At 67.5% G+C, this 15,225-nt stretch carries 16 protein-coding genes, 1 tRNA gene and 1 riboswitch; of the genes, 10 read left to right on the forward strand and 7 right to left on the reverse strand.

Going from position 1 to position 15,225, the window contains the following annotated elements; genetic code table 11:
• Positions 1-55: 55 nt before the first annotated feature.
• The gene (locus BMW51_RS12015; RefSeq protein ID WP_093006677.1) at positions 56-1,105 is read right to left on the reverse strand and encodes a GGDEF domain-containing protein; all 1,050 of its coding nucleotides are present in this window, start codon (positions 1,103-1,105) and stop codon (positions 56-58) included.
• Positions 1,106-1,250: 145 nt separating this feature from the next.
• Positions 1,251-1,790 (reverse strand): peroxiredoxin, encoded by a 540-nt coding sequence (locus tag BMW51_RS12020; protein ID WP_093006889.1) that lies wholly within the window; start codon positions 1,788-1,790, stop codon positions 1,251-1,253.
• A gap of 64 nt (positions 1,791-1,854) precedes the next feature.
• On the opposite strand from BMW51_RS12020, the gene BMW51_RS12025 reads away from it, so the two are divergent.
• Both BMW51_RS12025 and BMW51_RS12030 read left to right on the forward strand, forming a co-directional pair.
• Positions 1,855-2,679, forward strand: coding sequence for an inositol monophosphatase family protein (locus tag BMW51_RS12025; RefSeq protein WP_093006679.1), 825 nt, complete (start codon positions 1,855-1,857; stop codon positions 2,677-2,679).
• 42 nt (positions 2,680-2,721) lie between these two features.
• Positions 2,722-3,603, forward strand: coding sequence for a polysaccharide deacetylase family protein (locus BMW51_RS12030; protein ID WP_093006680.1), 882 nt, complete (start codon positions 2,722-2,724; stop codon positions 3,601-3,603).
• A 3-nt stretch (positions 3,604-3,606) separates the two neighbouring features.
• Here BMW51_RS12030 and BMW51_RS12035 read toward each other — a convergent pair whose 3' ends face one another.
• Complete coding sequence (locus BMW51_RS12035; protein WP_093006682.1) at positions 3,607-4,128, reverse strand: hypothetical protein; 522 nt, start codon at positions 4,126-4,128, stop codon at positions 3,607-3,609.
• Between the two features lie 27 nt (positions 4,129-4,155).
• Positions 4,156-6,246 (reverse strand): AsmA family protein, encoded by a 2,091-nt coding sequence (locus BMW51_RS12040; protein ID WP_093006684.1) that lies wholly within the window; start codon positions 6,244-6,246, stop codon positions 4,156-4,158.
• A 170-nt stretch (positions 6,247-6,416) separates the two neighbouring features.
• Here BMW51_RS12040 and rpmI point away from each other — a divergent pair, with 170 nt between their 5' ends.
• Positions 6,417-6,620 carry a 50S ribosomal protein L35 gene (rpmI, locus tag BMW51_RS12045; protein WP_019515415.1) on the forward strand — a complete coding sequence of 68 codons (204 nt, stop codon included), beginning with the start codon at positions 6,417-6,419 and terminating at the stop codon, positions 6,618-6,620.
• Positions 6,621-6,638: 18 nt separating this feature from the next.
• Entirely contained in the window at positions 6,639-7,013 is a 375-nt protein-coding gene (rplT, locus tag BMW51_RS12050; protein ID WP_093006686.1) for a 50S ribosomal protein L20, read from the forward strand.
• A gap of 138 nt (positions 7,014-7,151) precedes the next feature.
• Here the strand turns inward: rplT and BMW51_RS12055 are convergent, their stop codons facing one another.
• The gene (locus BMW51_RS12055) at positions 7,152-7,445 is read right to left on the reverse strand and encodes a hypothetical protein (protein ID WP_143051856.1); all 294 of its coding nucleotides are present in this window, start codon (positions 7,443-7,445) and stop codon (positions 7,152-7,154) included.
• Positions 7,446-7,518: 73 nt separating this feature from the next.
• On the opposite strand from BMW51_RS12055, the gene BMW51_RS12060 reads away from it, so the two are divergent.
• The 6 genes from BMW51_RS12060 to thiC all read left to right on the forward strand — a co-directional run bounded on the left by BMW51_RS12060 (position 7,519) and on the right by thiC (position 14,161).
• Complete coding sequence (locus tag BMW51_RS12060; protein WP_177171660.1) at positions 7,519-8,334, forward strand: sterol desaturase family protein; 816 nt, start codon at positions 7,519-7,521, stop codon at positions 8,332-8,334.
• Entirely contained in the window at positions 8,279-8,689 is a 411-nt protein-coding gene (locus BMW51_RS12065) for a DUF2141 domain-containing protein (protein ID WP_093006893.1), read from the forward strand. Before BMW51_RS12060 ends, BMW51_RS12065 begins: the two co-directional genes overlap by 56 nt.
• A gap of 64 nt (positions 8,690-8,753) precedes the next feature.
• A complete protein-coding gene (locus BMW51_RS12070) occupies positions 8,754-9,641 on the forward strand; it encodes a MipA/OmpV family protein (protein WP_245708469.1) in 888 nt (295 codons plus the stop codon).
• Positions 9,642-9,784: 143 nt separating this feature from the next.
• Entirely contained in the window at positions 9,785-10,834 is a 1,050-nt protein-coding gene (locus BMW51_RS12075) for a ferritin-like domain-containing protein (protein ID WP_177171644.1), read from the forward strand.
• A 66-nt stretch (positions 10,835-10,900) separates the two neighbouring features.
• A complete protein-coding gene (locus tag BMW51_RS12080; RefSeq protein WP_093006897.1) occupies positions 10,901-11,995 on the forward strand; it encodes a ferritin-like domain-containing protein in 1,095 nt (364 codons plus the stop codon).
• A 171-nt stretch (positions 11,996-12,166) separates the two neighbouring features.
• A riboswitch (TPP riboswitch) is annotated at positions 12,167-12,277 on the forward strand.
• Between the two features lie 39 nt (positions 12,278-12,316).
• Positions 12,317-14,161 (forward strand): phosphomethylpyrimidine synthase ThiC, encoded by a 1,845-nt coding sequence (gene thiC / locus BMW51_RS12085; protein WP_093006692.1) that lies wholly within the window; start codon positions 12,317-12,319, stop codon positions 14,159-14,161.
• A 47-nt stretch (positions 14,162-14,208) separates the two neighbouring features.
• Here the strand turns inward: thiC and BMW51_RS12090 are convergent, their stop codons facing one another.
• Both BMW51_RS12090 and BMW51_RS12095 read right to left on the reverse strand, forming a co-directional pair.
• Entirely contained in the window at positions 14,209-14,490 is a 282-nt protein-coding gene (locus BMW51_RS12090) for a DUF3892 domain-containing protein (protein ID WP_093006694.1), read from the reverse strand.
• A gap of 547 nt (positions 14,491-15,037) precedes the next feature.
• Positions 15,038-15,112, reverse strand: a tRNA-Gly gene (locus BMW51_RS12095).
• Positions 15,113-15,225 lie beyond the last annotated feature (113 nt).

Here is a 15,225-nt window from a genome sequence, read left to right on the forward strand (position 1 = left end):
GTGGCGTGATCGCCAGTGGCGGTTTGCGCCGCATCGGGGCGTGAAATGCGCCAGATTATGGCGCGACGATCGTCTGGCCGCGCCCGGCCTGCTTCGCGGCGTAGAGCGCGCGGTCGGCGCGTTCCATCAGCGGTGTCAGCGTGTCCCCTGCATATCCCACCGCGACGCCGGCGGAGAAGTTGATCTCGCCGATCGGGCGGTTGGTATCGCGGTCGCGCAGATGGCGTGCCGCGATCGCGTCGCGCGCAGCCTCGATCCGGGCGAGCACCGCGGCCTCGTTCTCGGCCTCGAACAGAAGCGCGAACTCCTCGCCGCCGTAGCGCGCGACCGTGCACGCGACTTCGCGTTCGAGCATCTGCGCCACCAGTTTCAGCACACGGTCGCCGACCGCGTGACCGAAGCCATCGTTGACCCGCTTGAAATGATCGATGTCGCAGATCGCGAGTGCGACCGCAGTATCGGGGGGAAGCGCGGCGAAATGTTCGTCGAAGGCGCGACGGTTGAGCAGTTCGGTCAGCGGATCGGTCTGCGCGCTGGTGCGCGCCTCCTGCAATGCGGCGCGCAGTTCTGCGGTCTCGCTCTTCGCCTGTTCGAGTCGCGACTCGGCCTGGTGCACCCGCTCGATCATCGCCGCGGTCAGGTGCGAGATCCGCTCCACCCCGGCGTCCGGGCCTGAGCTGCGGATCACCTCGGCGGTTGCGGCGAGGTCGCGGCCGAAATGGTTGGTCTCGCTGTGGATTGATTGCAGCGTGTCGCTGAAATCCTCGATTTGCGCCAGCGTGCGCGCGACCAGTTCAATGTCGGGACCAGTGTCGCTGCCAAGGTCGCTGGGCGTTGCCGAGTCGGCTGCCGCCTCGACCGGTCCGTCGCGCACGAGTGCGAGGGCGGTGCTGATCGGCACGTTGGCCAGTCGCGCCACGTCGGCGGCGAGCAGGCGGACGCCGTCCGCCGCCAGCGCCTGCATTTCACGCGCACGCACGCCCAACGGATTGCAGACGACGTCGTAGGCGAAGGCGTAATTGGCGGGTTCCGGCCCCAACCGATGCTCGGCGAGGAAGGCGCCTACGGCCGCGAATACGCCTTGAGGCTCGCTGCCCGTACGCACGTTCCTTGCCCTTGATGCCACGCCACCCCCCAGCTGCGTTTGTTTCTGATCGTCCGGTTAGGACAGAAGAGCTAACATCTCGTGTCGCTTTCGCCGTCAATCCTTACGTTTTGTTGCGATCACGTAAGGAAGTGCGGAGGCGCCGTCAGCGATTGCCGAGCTGCTTGACCGCGGCAAGCGTCATCTGGACATGCTCGGCCGGGTTCATGTCGGAATGAACGAAGGCGATGCGACCGGTGCGATCGATCACGTAGCTGGTCCGGCTGGTGACGTTGCGCCCCTTGACCGCCTGACCGAGCGCCACGTCGTAGCCCGCGATCACGCGCGGCCCCGCGCTCGCCACCGCAAACTTGCCCGCGCACTCGCTCGACGAGAATTTCTGCAAGGTCGCGACATCGTCCGCGGACATGCCGATGACGTGTGCGCCCGCGGCCTCGAACTGCGGCACGGCTTGCGCAAAGGCGCGCGCTTCCGCGTTGCAGCCGCCGGTGAACGCGGCGGGAAAGAAGTAGAGCACGACCGGTCCGCGGCGCAGCTCCTTCGCCAGATCGACCGATATCACCTTGCCCGCCATCGCACCGCGCGTGGCGAACGCGGGTGCCTTGGCGCCGACCGCCAGCGTGGCGGCGGCGGGGAGTGCGGTGAGCGCGGCGGCGGCGGCGAGGGCGGTTATGAGAATGCGCATCGGTCGGGTCTCCTGTTCGCGCACATCCTAGCGCCGGCCTGCGCGCCGCGATAGGCACCGGCGCATGCCCGTACGCCCCGCCGACATCCAGCTCGCCCACCGCCTCGCCGACGCCGCGGGCGCGGTGATCCGGCCCTATTTCCGCAGCGCCGCCGGCGTGCGGCTGAAGGACGACAAATCGCCCGTCACGCTCGCCGATATCGAGGCGGAAGCGGCGATGCGCCGTATCTTAGACGCGGAGCGATCGGGCGACGGCATCGTCGGCGAGGAATATGGCGAGAAGCCGGGCGTGACCGGGCGCCGGTGGGTGCTCGATCCGATCGACGGTACGCGCAGCTTCACCGCCGGGCGCGCGATCTTCGGCACGTTGATCGCGCTGGTCGAGGATGGCTGGCCGGTGCTCGGCATCATCGACCAGCCGGTACAGCGCGAACGCTGGGTCGGCGTCGCGGGCCGCGCGACCGAGCTGAACGGCGCGCCCGCGCGCACGCGCGCCTGCGCCGCGCTGGAGGGCGCGACGATCGCGACGACCAGCCCGCACCTGTTCGCCGACGGCGATGTGCCGCACTACCTGTCGCTCGTCGCGGCGGTGAGCGGCAATGCACCGCGGCAAGGGCCGGTCTACGGTGGCGATTGCTACAACTATGGGCTGCTCGCATCCGGCCACCTCGACCTGGTGTGCGAATCGGGGCTCCAGCTGTACGATTTCGCTGCGCTGGTGCCGGTGGTGGAAGGCGCGGGCGGGCGGATGTGCGACTGGAACGGCGATCCGCTAACCGCGCAGAGTGCAGGCCACGTGCTCGCGATCGGCGACCCGGCGCGTACTGACGATGTGCTGGAGGCGCTGCGCAACGTCGCGCACGACCATGATCATGCGCATGACCATTAAGCCGGATTGAGCCGATCGCGCGGGTGCCGCGTTGTGCCGCGCATGACCGTCTCGACCCCGCCCCGCTACGCCTTTCGCGCGATCACCGATCGGCCCGACTACGACTGGCCCGGCGGCAAGCGGCTCGCGGTCTGGTTCGGCATCAACTACGAGGTATTCGAGTTCGGCAGCGGGATGGGCGCGGAGCTCGCCCCGGCGAAGAACCAGCCCGACGTGATGAACTACGCCTGGCGCGACTATGGCAACCGCGTCGGCGCATGGCGGTTGTTCGATCTGTTCGATCGGCTCGAGCTGCCCGCGACCGCGCTGATGAACGCCGACGTTATCGAGACCTGTCCCGGCCTCGCCGAGGCATGCGTCGCGCGCGGATACGAGATCGCGGCACACGGCGAGAGCAACGCAGAGGCGCAAGGCGAGGAGTCGCACGACGAGGAAGCCGCGCTGATCGCGCGCACCACTGATGCGCTCGCCGGCCTGGGCGAGCGGCCGACCGGGTGGCTGGGTCCGTGGATATCGGAGAGCCACGACACGCCCGACCTGCTCCACCAAGCGGGCTATCGCTACCTGCTCGACTGGGCGCACGATGATCAGCCGACGTGGCTGTCGACCGAGTCGGGCCGCATTGTGTCGGTGCCCTACTCGCAGGAGATCAACGACATTCCCGCGATCGTGGCACGCAACGGTGAGGCGGTGCAGTTCGCGGCGATGATCGAGGATGCGGTGGCACAGCTATTGTCGGAGTGCGACCGCCGCCCGCTGGTGCTGGGAATTGCGCTGCACCCCTACCTGATGGGGCAGGCGCACCGTGTGCCGCCGCTCGCGCGCGTGCTGGAGCAACTGCGCGAGGCGGACGACCAGCGCATATGGTGGACGACTGCGGGCGCGATTGCCGACCACGTGATCGAGCACGACCTGGGCGTGTGACGCCTAACGCACGCAGATACGCGTGCGCTCGTTCACCCAACAATTGCCGTCTCGCCGCACGGTGCCGAGCGGGTCCATCGCGTGATCGTCGCCCGGGTCGGCGTTCCACGTCGCAGTGGCGGTCGCGTCGGCGTCGTTGTCCTTCGTCACGACGGCGAAATGCGACTGCGCGGGCTTGCCGCTGTCCCAGGTGTTGAGCGTGTACTGGTCATCGCCCATCGGAAACACCTTGCAGCGGCCCGATACGAGCACGCGACCATCAACCTTGAAATAACAGTCGCGCGTCGTGGAGCGCGGGTTGGCGGTGTCGGTCGGCGATGCGCTCGGGCGTGGAGAGGGGGCGCTCACTGCGATCTGCGTTGCCCCATCTGACAGTACATCGGCTCGGGCAGTTGCAGGCTCGGGGTCGACCGAGGCGCGGCTGCTCGCAGCCACCTTGGGCGCGCCCTGCTGGTTGTTGGCGTTCGGCGAAGGGCTGCACGCAGCCGCCAAGGCAAGCAGGCCAATCGCTGGGAGCTGTTTCATCGCTCGTTTCCTCACTTGCCCGGCCTGTCAAAAAATGCCGAGGAACTTCTTGCGTTTCTTCGGTGCTGCTTGCCCGTCACCGACATCGTTGCGCGGATCACCTTTGATGGTGCGCTGCGCTGCCGCCGTCTTGCCCGCGAGCACGGGGCCGCACGCCGCGGCCTTCGCGTCGCCCGGATCGATGAAGGCGAGCAGCCCCGCGACGGGTGTCGCCAGCACGGCGAGGCCGAGTCCCGCGCCCGCGCGCGTCAGCAGCTGCGGCGTGATGACGCGCAGCGACGGGTCGGCGAACGTGCCCGCGATCCCGACCGGCGACTGGCCCGAGAACAGGCTGAACCGTTTCGAATCGGCGCGAAAGGCGAGGTCGACCGCCTCGGTGCGGAAGCTGAACCCGCCGCGTCCCAGCACGACGTTCTTGCTCGTGTCGATAAGGATCGGGTCCGCTGCCGCGACGCCGCCGCGCACGGTGAAGCCGATCAGCCCGCAGTTGATCCTGACCGGCTCCTTGAGCTCACCCGAGAACATCTTCTGCACGAAGGTGCCGATGTCGAGCTCGGCCAGTTCGGCGTTGCGCGTCCACAAGGTGCCGGCGGGAAGGACGAAGGCAATCCGCCCGCGCGCAGTGGCGAGCGAATCGTGGATCGTGTCGCCGCGCCCGGCCAGCCGGATGCGCCCGCGCACCGTGCCGCTCGTCCCCGCTTCCGCCACGCCCCAGCCGGCGAGCAGTCGCCCGAGCGGGGTCGGTGCCAGGCGGATGTCGTAGCGCACGTCGCTCGGGCGCGGGTTTGTGTCGAACACTGCGTCGGCGGACACATTGCCGCGGGCCATCGCGAACGTCAGCGGCGACAGCGTCAGCTTGCCGTTCGTCAGGTCGAGCGTCACGTCGACGTCGCTGATCGGTATGCGACGCGACTTGACCGTTCGGATCGTCCATTTCAGGTCGGCGTCGAAGCGCCGCATCGTCTCGACCGGGAGCGCCGCGTCGGGGAGCAGCCGCTGCGGCGCCGCGCCCGTCGCGGCGGCGGCGGCGGTCACGCCCTTGTCCGCGACGATGTCGGGGTTGAACCCGATGAACGGCGCCGCATCGACGATGTCGAGACTGCGCGTCGCCAGCTGCGAATCGAGGTGAAGCCGCGCGCCGTTGGTGATCGTCAGTCGCCCGGCGAGGTCGGTCGCGCCGGCAACGCCGGTGATCCGCGTGAAGCGGTATTCGTCGCCCGACTTCACCAGTTGTCCGCGCAGGCGATACGCCCGCGTGCGCGGCAGCGCCACGTCGATGATACCAAGCAGCGTCGACAGGTCGCGCCCGCGCGCCTGCACCGACAGCGGTACGCCTTCTATGTCGGCGAGGCTGGGGAGCGTGCCCGACACGTCCAGCGTGTTGCCCGCCGCACGCATCGTCGCGACCAGTTCGTTCTTGCCGCGGTTCACCGTCGCGTCGGGCGACAGCAGCCGCGCCGACACGGTGAACGGGGTCGAGCGGATCGTGCCCCCGCCGCGCACGCCCACCGCCTGCCCGATCCGCGCCTCGGTCGATCGGATCGTGTCGACGTCCAGGTCGGCGAGCAACCGCATCCGCGGGTCGCGGTAGCGTACCACCGTCCCGGCAATCGTCGCGCGGTCGATCCGCGGCAGCTCGAACGGCTTGCCGCCCTTTTTCTCGCTGAAGGTCCAGGTGTTCGTGTCGTGCGCCGCGTTCCATTCGAGGTCGAGCGCGCCATTGGTAAGGTCGAGCCAGTAGAGGCGACGGCGGCCGAAGATCAGCGACAGCGGCGCGACGCGCGTGTCGATTCGCTCGGCGGTGAACAGGTCGGCCTTCGTCGCCCAGTCGGGATTGGAGATGCGCAGCCGCTCGGCAAAGAATTTGATCTGGAACGGCGCGAAATACAGTTGGAAATCGCCGCCGACGCTCACCTGGCGGTGGACCATGCCGCCGACGACGCGCTCGAACGGATGCTTGAGGAAGCGCCCCTTGGTGATGAACAGCACCAGCCAGACGGCGACAATCGCGACGACGAGGCCGAGGAGGATGCGGCGGACGAGGTGACGCCGCCGCGGCGGCGCTCCGCGCGCGTCCTCGGCTGGGCTCTCGTCACCTGCGGCTGCCGCGGTCGTCATAACGGGAGCGCAACCGTCAGGCGCGGGCTTGGTTGCATGGTGCACGGGCGTTGCGTTCCGCCGGCAACGCGGCTAAGGCGCGCGGCTTCACGAGAGCGTGACGCTATGGACTGCCCGGCCAACTGGGGCTGCCGCGGCTGTCTGGTCACGTTCCAACCGAAAGGACCAAAATGCCCAAGCTCAAGACCAAGAGCGGCGTGAAGAAGCGCTTCAAGCTCACTGCCAGCGGACTGCTTAAGCACGGCGTCGCCGGCAAGCGCCACCGCCTGATCAGCCATAACGCCAAGTACATCCGCCAGAACCGCGGCACCAAGGTGCTGTCGAAGGCCGACACCGCGACGGTGAAGGCCTGGGCGCCGTACGGCCTCAAGTAAGCGGGAAGGTATTAGCATATGGCACGCGTCAAGCGGGGCGTAACCACTCGCGCCAAGCACAAGAACATTTTGGAACAGGCCAAGGGTTACCGCGGCCGTCGCAAGAACACGATCCGCGTCGCGCGGCAGGCGGTCGAGAAGGCCGGCCAGTACGCGTACCGCGACCGCAAGGTGAAGAAGCGCACCTTCCGCGGCTTGTGGATCCAGCGCATCAACGCCGGCGTCCGCGCCGAGGGGCTGAGCTACAGCCAGTTCATGCACGGGCTGAAGCTCGCCGGCATCGAACTGGACCGCAAGGTCCTGGCCGATATCGCGATGCACGAGGGCGAAGCCTTCTCCGCGATCATCGCGCAGGCGAAGGCCGCGCTGCCGGAGCAGCAGCAGGCCGCCTGATCGGGCATCACGGCTGACGAAAAAAGGCGTCGGTGGAGCGATCCACCGGCGCCTTCTTCGTTTTGGTGCTGTTGTCGCGCGGGAGAGTCGGACCAGGGGGTAGGGCAACTCTCCGGGGCAAGCGGTGCCTAGGTCGACTCAGCGCGCCTGTGACCCGCTGTCCTCCACCGCGCGGGCGCGGGCTTCGGTGGCGGCGTCGGCCGCTCCAGTGTCGAGGCCAGTATCGATCGGATTGGCCGCATTGGCGCCACCCTCGCTCGCCGCGGCCGACGCCGCCGCAGCATCGGCCGCATCCTGTCCACCCAGACCGCCGCCGCCGCCGGCGTCACCGCCCGGAGTGGCCCCGTCCTGATCGCGCAGCACCTGCGCCGCGGTCGTGTCGTCGCGCGCGTCGGTGCCGATCGTCTCGGGTGTGGCATTGGGCTCGGTCATCACCATCTCCTTGTTTTCAGGCGGCTTAACGAGCGGGATGGGCGGACGATCCGCGATCGGCTACACCGCGCTCATGTCCGCGCTGTCGATCATCGCCGCCGTTACGCTCTCCGCGCTCGCGATGACGCTGATCGTCGGGGTGCGCTATCTCGTTACCTCGGCGGGATTCGCGCTGGCGACGAAGTTGAGGCATCCCGGCCTTTACACCGGGCTTGACCCGCAGATCCGGCGCGAGATCTGGTGGAGCCTCGTATCCGCCGCGATCTACGGCATCCCCGCGGGCGTGCTCGCCTGGGGGTGGGAGCGACACGGCTGGACGCGCGTCTACCGCGACGTGCACGATTATCCGCTGTGGTATCTGCCGGTGTCGGTGCTCGCCTACCTGTTCCTGCACGACACCTGGTTCTACTGGACGCACCGCTGGATGCATCGGCCCGAGCCGTTCAAGCTGGCCCACGCGGTGCACCATGCCAGCCGCCCGCCGACCGCCTGGGCGGCGATGGCGTTCCACCCGATCGAGGCGCTGACCGGCGCTGTGGTAATTCCGCTACTGGTGCTCGCGATTCCGATCCACGTCGCAGCGCTCGGCTTGGTGCTGACGATCATGACCGTTATGGGTGTGACCAACCATATGGGATGGGAGGTTTTTCCCCGGTTCATGTGGCGGGGGATAGTGGGGCGCTGGCTGATCACGGCCAGCCATCATCAGCGTCACCACGAGCGGTACGGGTGCAATTATGGACTTTATTTCCGGTTCTGGGACCGGCTGTGCGGCACCGACGACGGCGTCGGCGACTTCGCGCGTGCACATGCCAGGGCGCGTGCGCGCAGCGATGCTGGCGGCAGCGGGATTGCTGCTGATCGGGGCGGCGCCGGTCGCGTCGCTTGATGTCGGGATCGATCACGTCCGCTCGGGCAAAGGCCTGCTGCGCGTCTGCCTGACTGCCGATCCGGAGAATTTTCCCTCCTGCGTCGACGACAAGGACGCGGTGACGCGCAACGTGCCGGCGGCCACGCACGGGCTGCGCTTTACCGGACTGCCGTACGGCACCTACGCGGTGGCGGTGATCCACGACGAGAACAGCAACGCGAAGCTAGATACCTTCGCCGGCATCCCGCGCGAGGGGTTCGGTTTCTCGCGCAATCCGCCGATCCGCTTCGGCGCGCCGCGCTTCGCCGCCGCGCGCTTCACGGTGCAAAGTGATGCACAGCGGCAACAGATCGGCATGCGCTACATGCTGTAGTACGCGGCAACGGACACAAACCCGTAAATGCTCGTTCACGCGGGAACTAGAAGGGGAAAATATCGTGTCCGTCGTCCGTCCCGCCGCCCGCGCGGCTTTTCGTTCCGCCTGCGTGGCGCTCGCCGGCCTGGTCGCGCTGCCCGCCGTGGCGCAGACCAACGACATCAACCCGAACGGGCCACCCGCGCCGCTGGTCACCGGCGACACGGTGACGGTCGCGGTCGCAGGCGCGTGGCTGCCCGATTACGAAGGCTCGAATGATTATTCGCTGACCCCCGGCCCGGCTGCGATCGGCACGGTCGGTGGCATCTCGTTCCAGGTGCTCGGCAACCGCGCCTCGGTGGATCTGATCGCCGACGCGCCGACGTCGCGCTGGGACTTCCAGGCCGGGCCGGTCGGGCTCGTCAACTTCAACCGCACCAGCCGCAAGGGCATCGACGATCCGCGCGTCAAGGCGTTGCCGACGACGTCGACCGCGCTCGAACTCGGCGGCTATCTCGGCATCGGCCGCACGGGGCTGATCACCAGCGATTACGACAAGCTGTCGGTCGCGGTCAGCTATCGCTACGACGTGACCGGCATCCACGACAGCGGCGTGCTCCAGCCCTCGGTCAGCTACTACACCCCGCTCAGCCTGAAATCGGCGGTGGGCATCTTCGCCTCGGCCGAGAAGGTCGAGCGCGCCTATGGCCGCACCTATTTCGACGTGCGCCCGCAGGATGTCGCGGCGAGCGGACTGCCCGCGTTCCGCACGCGCGGCGGGTGGAAGAATTACGTCGTCGGCTTCGCCGGTACCTACGCGCTGACCGGCGACCTTCTGCACGGGTTCAAGGTGATCGCGGGCGGCACCTACAAGCGCATGCTCAACGACTTCGGCGACACCCCGATCGTCAGCATCGCGGGATCGCGCAACCAGTGGTTGGGCGCGATCGGCATCGGCTACACCTTCTAAGATCACTGCCTGCCCGTCCGCGTTGCCGATCGGGCAGGCGTGAGCCTTCGTTTGCACCCGCGCGCGCCTGCGCCTATCGACGGCGGCGAGTCATCTGCGCGAAAGCTTCGCTGCGGCAGAGACGCGTGGACGTAGGTAGAAGGATGCAGGCGATGGGCGAAAGCGAACTGATCGGGGCGCTCGACGCACGGGTGAAGCGGCGCGAGGAGCGGCGCGCGTTCTTCGGCCAGGCGCTGGGTGCCGCCGCTTTGGGTGGTGCGATGCTGGCCGCCGGCCGCGCGGGCGCGCAGACCGCGACGCCGACCCCCACGCCCTCGCCGACCGCGACCTCCACGACGCCGATCCTGGGCCCGTCCGATTACCTGAACTTCGCGCTCAACCTCGAATATCTCGAGGCGAACTTCTACGCCTTTGCGACCACCGGCGCGGCGATCGTCTCGACGCTGCAAGGCGGCGTCGTCACCGCGGGCGTGCAGGGCGCGGCGACCGGCGGACGCGCGGTCAACTTCACCGATCCCGTCGTGGCGCAATATGCGCGCGAGATCGCGGCGGACGAACTCGCCCACGTGACGTTCCTGCGCTCCAGCATCGGGGCGCTGACGGTTGCGCAGCCCGCGATCGACCTGAGCCCGGCCGGCGCCTTCACCACCGCGGCGCGTGCCGCCGGGCTGGTGGGCGGGAGCGCGACCTTCGACCCGTATTCCAGCGACGAGAACTTCCTGCTCGCCTCGTTCCTGTTCGAGGATGTCGGCGTCACCGCCTACAAATCGACCACCGCGTTGCTCACCTCAACGCTGCGCGAGGCGGCGCAGGGTATCCTGGCGACCGAGGCCTATCATGCCGCGATGATCCGTGGGACCTTGTACCGCAAGGGGATCCAGACGCCGTCGCTCGGCCTGATCGAGGCGGCGCAGAAGATCTCGGACGCGCGCGACACGCTCGACGGCAGCGTGACCGAGAACCTGACGCTCGGCTACGCCCCCGACGACGATCAGGGGATCACGCCGACGACCAACGCGGCGGGCGAGACGGTGTCGAACATCGTCCCGCTCAACAGCAACGGCCTTGCCTACAGCCGGACGAGCGACCGCGTGCTCAACATCCTGTATCTCAACCGGGCAGCAGTGACCTCGGGCGGGTTCTTCCCCGCCGGCGTCAACGGCGCGATCAAGACCAGCGCCGCCGCGACCTGACGCGGCGCCTGTCTGCACCTGTCCGATCCTTCTCGCATAAAGTGTCCCGATCCCATGACCGACCTCATGACCGATCCCGAAGTCGCCAACACGATCCTCACCGCTTCGGCCGAGCGCCGGGCCGAGCGTCGCCGCTTCATCAAGCTGGCGAGCGGCGGCGTTGCGGTGGCGGGCGGGCTGACGCTGCTCGCCGCCTGCGGTGGCGGGGACAGCAATCCCGCACCGTCGCCGACACCGACGCCCTCACCGACACCGTCGGCGAGCAGCATCGCGGCCGAGGTCGACGTGCTCAACTTCGCGCTCCAGCTCGAATATCTCGAGGCGCAATTCTACGCTTACGCCGCGACCGGCGCGGGGCTGCCGGCGAATTTGCTGTCGGGCACGGGGACGCAGGGGGCCGTGACCGGCGGGCGCCGCGTCACCTTCACCGATCCGGTGGTTGCCGCCTACGCGCGCGAGATCGCGGCGGACGAGGTCGCGCACGTGACGTTCCTGCGCTCGGTGCTTGGCAGTTCGGCAGTGGCGATGCCCGCGATCAACATCGACGGCAGCGCGTCGGGCGCGTTCAGCACCGCCGCGCGCGCCGCCGGGCTGATCGGCGCGGGCGCGGCGTTCGACCCCTACGCCAGCGACGAGAACTTCCTGCTCGGCGCGTTCATTTTCGAGGATGTGGGCGTCACCGCGTACAAGGGCGCGTCGGCGACGCTGATCTACACCGCGGGCTATCAGGAAGTGACCGCCGGGCTGCTCGCAGCGGAGGCCTATCACGCCGGCCTGATCCGCACGACGCTCTACCAGAAGGGGCTCGCCACGCCGAGCTTGCGCACCAGCGCCGACGCGATCTCCAACGCGCGCGACGTGCTCGACGGCGTGCAGGCGCCGACCGCTACGCCGACGCCGACGCCGACGCCCAGCCCCACACCGACCTCGACCGCGACCGGATTGCCGACCGGCGTCGACAGCCGCGACCTCGATCAGGGGATCACCGGCACGTCGACCGTGTCGAACATCGTGCCCGCCGACGCGAACGGCATCGCGTTCAGCCGGACAGTCGGACAGGTGCTCAACATCGCGTTCCTCAACAATGCGGCGGTGACGAGCGGCGGCTTCTTCCCCGCGGGGGTCAACGGCAATCTGAAGACCAGCGCCAAGAGCAACTGAGGCGCGAGCGCCTTGGTCGATCGTAGATTGACCAAGAGTCGCTGCGGCGGCCAGCGGTGCCGCCCGGCACCGTCTGACGACGTGATGGCTGTCGGTGCGCTCGACCATCGCGCGGCCTCACTCCTAACGCCGAATAACCCTTTCCCTCGCTCGCCTCGCGCGCCTATACTCGCTCCATCCCCGGGGGACCGCTGAGGCGGTTGAGAGGGGGGCGCCAAAGCCCCCGACCCGCTGAACCTGATCCGGCTGACACCGGCGTAGGGAGTGGAGCGGCGACCAGTCAGGCCACCGATCCTCTCCCGTCCAAGGAGAGTGAAGCGCATGGCAGATATTCAGGCCCGCAGCGAAATCGGCGTCACCACCGGCGCGATCCGCGGTTCCCGCAAGATCCACGTCGGACCACTCGGCGTGGCGATGCGCGCGATCGACCTCGACCCCTCGTGCGGCGAGCCGCCGCTCAACGTCTATGACACGTCCGGGCCGTACAGCGACCCGAACGCGCGGATCGACATCATGGCGGGCCTGCCCGCGCTGCGCCGCGACTGGATCATGGCTCGCGGTGACGTAGAAGCGTATGACGCGCGCGAAATCCGCCCCGAGGACAACGGGCAGCTCGGTCCCGACCGCTCGGGCGGGGTGCAGCCGTTCCCGAACGTCAACAAGCGACCCTTGCGCGCGAAAGCGGGCGCGAACGTCAGCCAGATGCACTATGCGCGCCGCGGCATCATCACGCCCGAGATGGAATATGTCGCCACCCGCGAGAATCTCGGCCGCGAGATGCTCAAGGAATACGTTCGCGACGGCGAGAGCTTCGGCGCCGCCATCCCCGATTACGTAACGCCCGAGTTCGTCCGCGACGAGGTGGCGCGCGGCCGCGCGATCATCCCCAACAACATCAACCACCCCGAAACCGAGCCGATGGCGATCGGCCGCAATTTTCTGGTCAAGATCAACGCCAACATTGGCAATTCCGCGGTTGCGTCGAATGTGGCGAGCGAAGTCGACAAGCTCGTCTGGGCGATCCGCTGGGGCGCGGACACGGTGATGGACCTGTCGACAGGCCGCAACATCCACGACACGCGCGAGTGGATCATCCGCAACTCGCCCGTGCCGATCGGCACCGTGCCGATCTATCAGGCACTGGAAAAGGTCGGCGGCATCGCCGAGGAGCTGACGTGGGAAATCTTCCGCGACACGCTGATCGAGCAGGCGGAGCAGGGCGTTGACTATTTCACCATCCACGCCGGCGTCCGCCTGCCCTACGTGCCGCTCACGGCGAAGCGCGTCACCGGCATCGTCAGCCGCGGCGGCTCGATCATGGCGAAATGGTGCCTGGCGCACCACAAGGAGAGCTTCCTCTACGAACGCTTCGACGAAATCACCGAGATCATGAAGGCGTATGACATCGCCTACTCGCTCGGCGACGGCCTCCGCCCCGGCGCGATCGCCGATGCCAACGACGAGGCGCAGTTCGCCGAGCTGTATACGCTCGGCGAACTCACCAAGCGCGCCTGGGAGCAGGACGTGCAGGTGATGATCGAGGGCCCCGGTCACGTACCCATGCACAAGATCAAGCAGAACATGGAAAAACAGCTGGAGGCGTGCGGCGAGGCGCCCTTCTACACGCTCGGGCCGCTGACCACCGACATCGCGCCCGGTTACGACCACATCACCAGCGGCATCGGTGCCGCGATGATCGGTTGGTACGGCACCGCGATGCTCTGCTACGTCACGCCCAAGGAGCATTTGGGCCTGCCCGACCGCGACGACGTCAAGGTCGGCGTCGTCACCTACAAGCTCGCCGCCCACGCCGCCGATCTGGCGAAGGGGCACCCGGCCGCCAAGATGCGCGACGACGCGCTGTCCCGCGCCCGCTTCGAGTTCCGCTGGCGCGACCAGTTCAACCTTTCGTTGGACCCGGAGACGGCCGAGCAATATCACGACCAGACGCTGCCCGCCGAAGGCGCCAAGACCGCGCACTTCTGCTCGATGTGCGGGCCGAAATTCTGTTCGATGAAGATCACCCAGGAGGTGCGCGACTTCGCGGCGAAGCAGAACGCGCCTGTCGAGACGTTCGTCGCGGCGGGCGACGCGGAAGCCGGCATGGCTGAAATGAGCGAGCGTTTCCGCGAGAAGGGTGGGGAGGTGTACCTGCCGGCGGAGTAAAGGGTGAGCGGCCCCGTGCAGGTGCGCGGGGCTGCTGCATTACACGCTTACGGGCACTCAGGCAGACTGAGCAGATTGTTCGGCTGCTCGCCATCGTTCTGGGTCTTGAGGTACTTGTTGCCGGCCGCGCTGCGCGCGACGATTACCCAGACGCTCTGCCCGCCCGCATAGACGTAGAAACGCCATGTGCCGCGCTCGATCGCGTCGATCGCCTGCTGTTGCGTGAGCGTCCACGGTGTTGGTGATCGTCCGCCGACATGGGAGATGCGCTCGTGCGCGCTATATCGGTTCGTCTTATTGATGCACTCGATCTGAGCTGTTTGCGTCATGTCCACACTCCAACGATCCGCGCGCAGGTGCCTGCGACGGTTGATCCAAGAGCGGAGGTCCACTAAGTCCCGAGCGCTGACCAAAGCACTTGAGGGGGTGGGCACCTGCCTCCTCCGATTAGGGTCGCTGCTCAAAGCAGCGGCCCTAATTTCGTTTGGGCTGACGTTAGACACATCGCTGCGCCTAGCGTCAGCCATCCCCGCTGAGCCGGGGGAGTTTCCTTTCCACCCTCGCCCACTTTATCGAATACGGGGCTATCCCGGCGGAACCGGGCGAGTCTGAGTGGTTCCTAACTAGTAAATCAGGCATGACTACTTGGCAACCCTCCCTAGAAACCCACCCTCTACCACTATATCTAATACGTTACGATAAATACCCGATTGAACCTTTCTGTTCCGAAATCGACGTGAACGCGTAGCCGGCAGCTTACGCTTTCTGGCTGGTAGGAGTGAGGCAGGCTTGAGAGAAGGGTAAGTCGACGCTTCGCGTCGCTGGCCGGGCGTGTTGCTGGTAGCGAAATAGCGCCGCTATTTCGCGGCAACACGCTGGAGCGGGCGAAGGGATTCGAACCCTCGACCCCAACCTTGGCAAGGTTGTGCTCTACCCCTGAGCTACGCCCGCTCTGGCGTCTTCGGATCGGTCGGCGAGAAGCCGTTCCGATCGGGGAGCGGCGCCACTAGCATCGCCCCCGGGGGTCGGCAATAGCCAATTTCGCGCGCTCGCCACTTTTTGCG

The organism is Sphingomonas palmae (genome assembly GCF_900109565.1).
Lineage (GTDB): Bacteria > Pseudomonadota > Alphaproteobacteria > Sphingomonadales > Sphingomonadaceae > Sphingomonas > Sphingomonas palmae.

Bases quoted from the DNA above. Each gene is read 5' to 3' on its own strand.
- BMW51_RS12020 (WP_093006889.1), bottom strand. From the start codon at position 1,790: ATGCGCATTCTCATAACCGCCCTCGCCGCCGCCGCCGCGCTCACCGCA.
- BMW51_RS12025 (WP_093006679.1), top strand. From the start codon at position 1,855: ATGCCCGTACGCCCCGCCGACATCCAGCTCGCCCACCGCCTCGCCGAC.
- BMW51_RS12030 (WP_093006680.1), top strand. From the start codon at position 2,722: ATGACCGTCTCGACCCCGCCCCGCTACGCCTTTCGCGCGATCACCGAT.
- BMW51_RS12035 (WP_093006682.1), bottom strand. From the start codon at position 4,128: ATGAAACAGCTCCCAGCGATTGGCCTGCTTGCCTTGGCGGCTGCGTGC.
- BMW51_RS12040 (WP_093006684.1), bottom strand. From the start codon at position 6,246: ATGACGACCGCGGCAGCCGCAGGTGACGAGAGCCCAGCCGAGGACGCG.
- rpmI (WP_019515415.1), top strand. From the start codon at position 6,417: ATGCCCAAGCTCAAGACCAAGAGCGGCGTGAAGAAGCGCTTCAAGCTC.
- rplT (WP_093006686.1), top strand. From the start codon at position 6,639: ATGGCACGCGTCAAGCGGGGCGTAACCACTCGCGCCAAGCACAAGAAC.
- BMW51_RS12055 (WP_143051856.1), bottom strand. From the start codon at position 7,445: ATGACCGAGCCCAATGCCACACCCGAGACGATCGGCACCGACGCGCGC.
- BMW51_RS12060 (WP_177171660.1), top strand. From the start codon at position 7,519: ATGTCCGCGCTGTCGATCATCGCCGCCGTTACGCTCTCCGCGCTCGCG.
- BMW51_RS12065 (WP_093006893.1), top strand. From the start codon at position 8,279: ATGCTGGCGGCAGCGGGATTGCTGCTGATCGGGGCGGCGCCGGTCGCG.
- BMW51_RS12075 (WP_177171644.1), top strand. From the start codon at position 9,785: ATGCAGGCGATGGGCGAAAGCGAACTGATCGGGGCGCTCGACGCACGG.
- BMW51_RS12080 (WP_093006897.1), top strand. From the start codon at position 10,901: ATGACCGATCCCGAAGTCGCCAACACGATCCTCACCGCTTCGGCCGAG.
- thiC (WP_093006692.1), top strand. From the start codon at position 12,317: ATGGCAGATATTCAGGCCCGCAGCGAAATCGGCGTCACCACCGGCGCG.
- BMW51_RS12090 (WP_093006694.1), bottom strand. From the start codon at position 14,490: ATGACGCAAACAGCTCAGATCGAGTGCATCAATAAGACGAACCGATAT.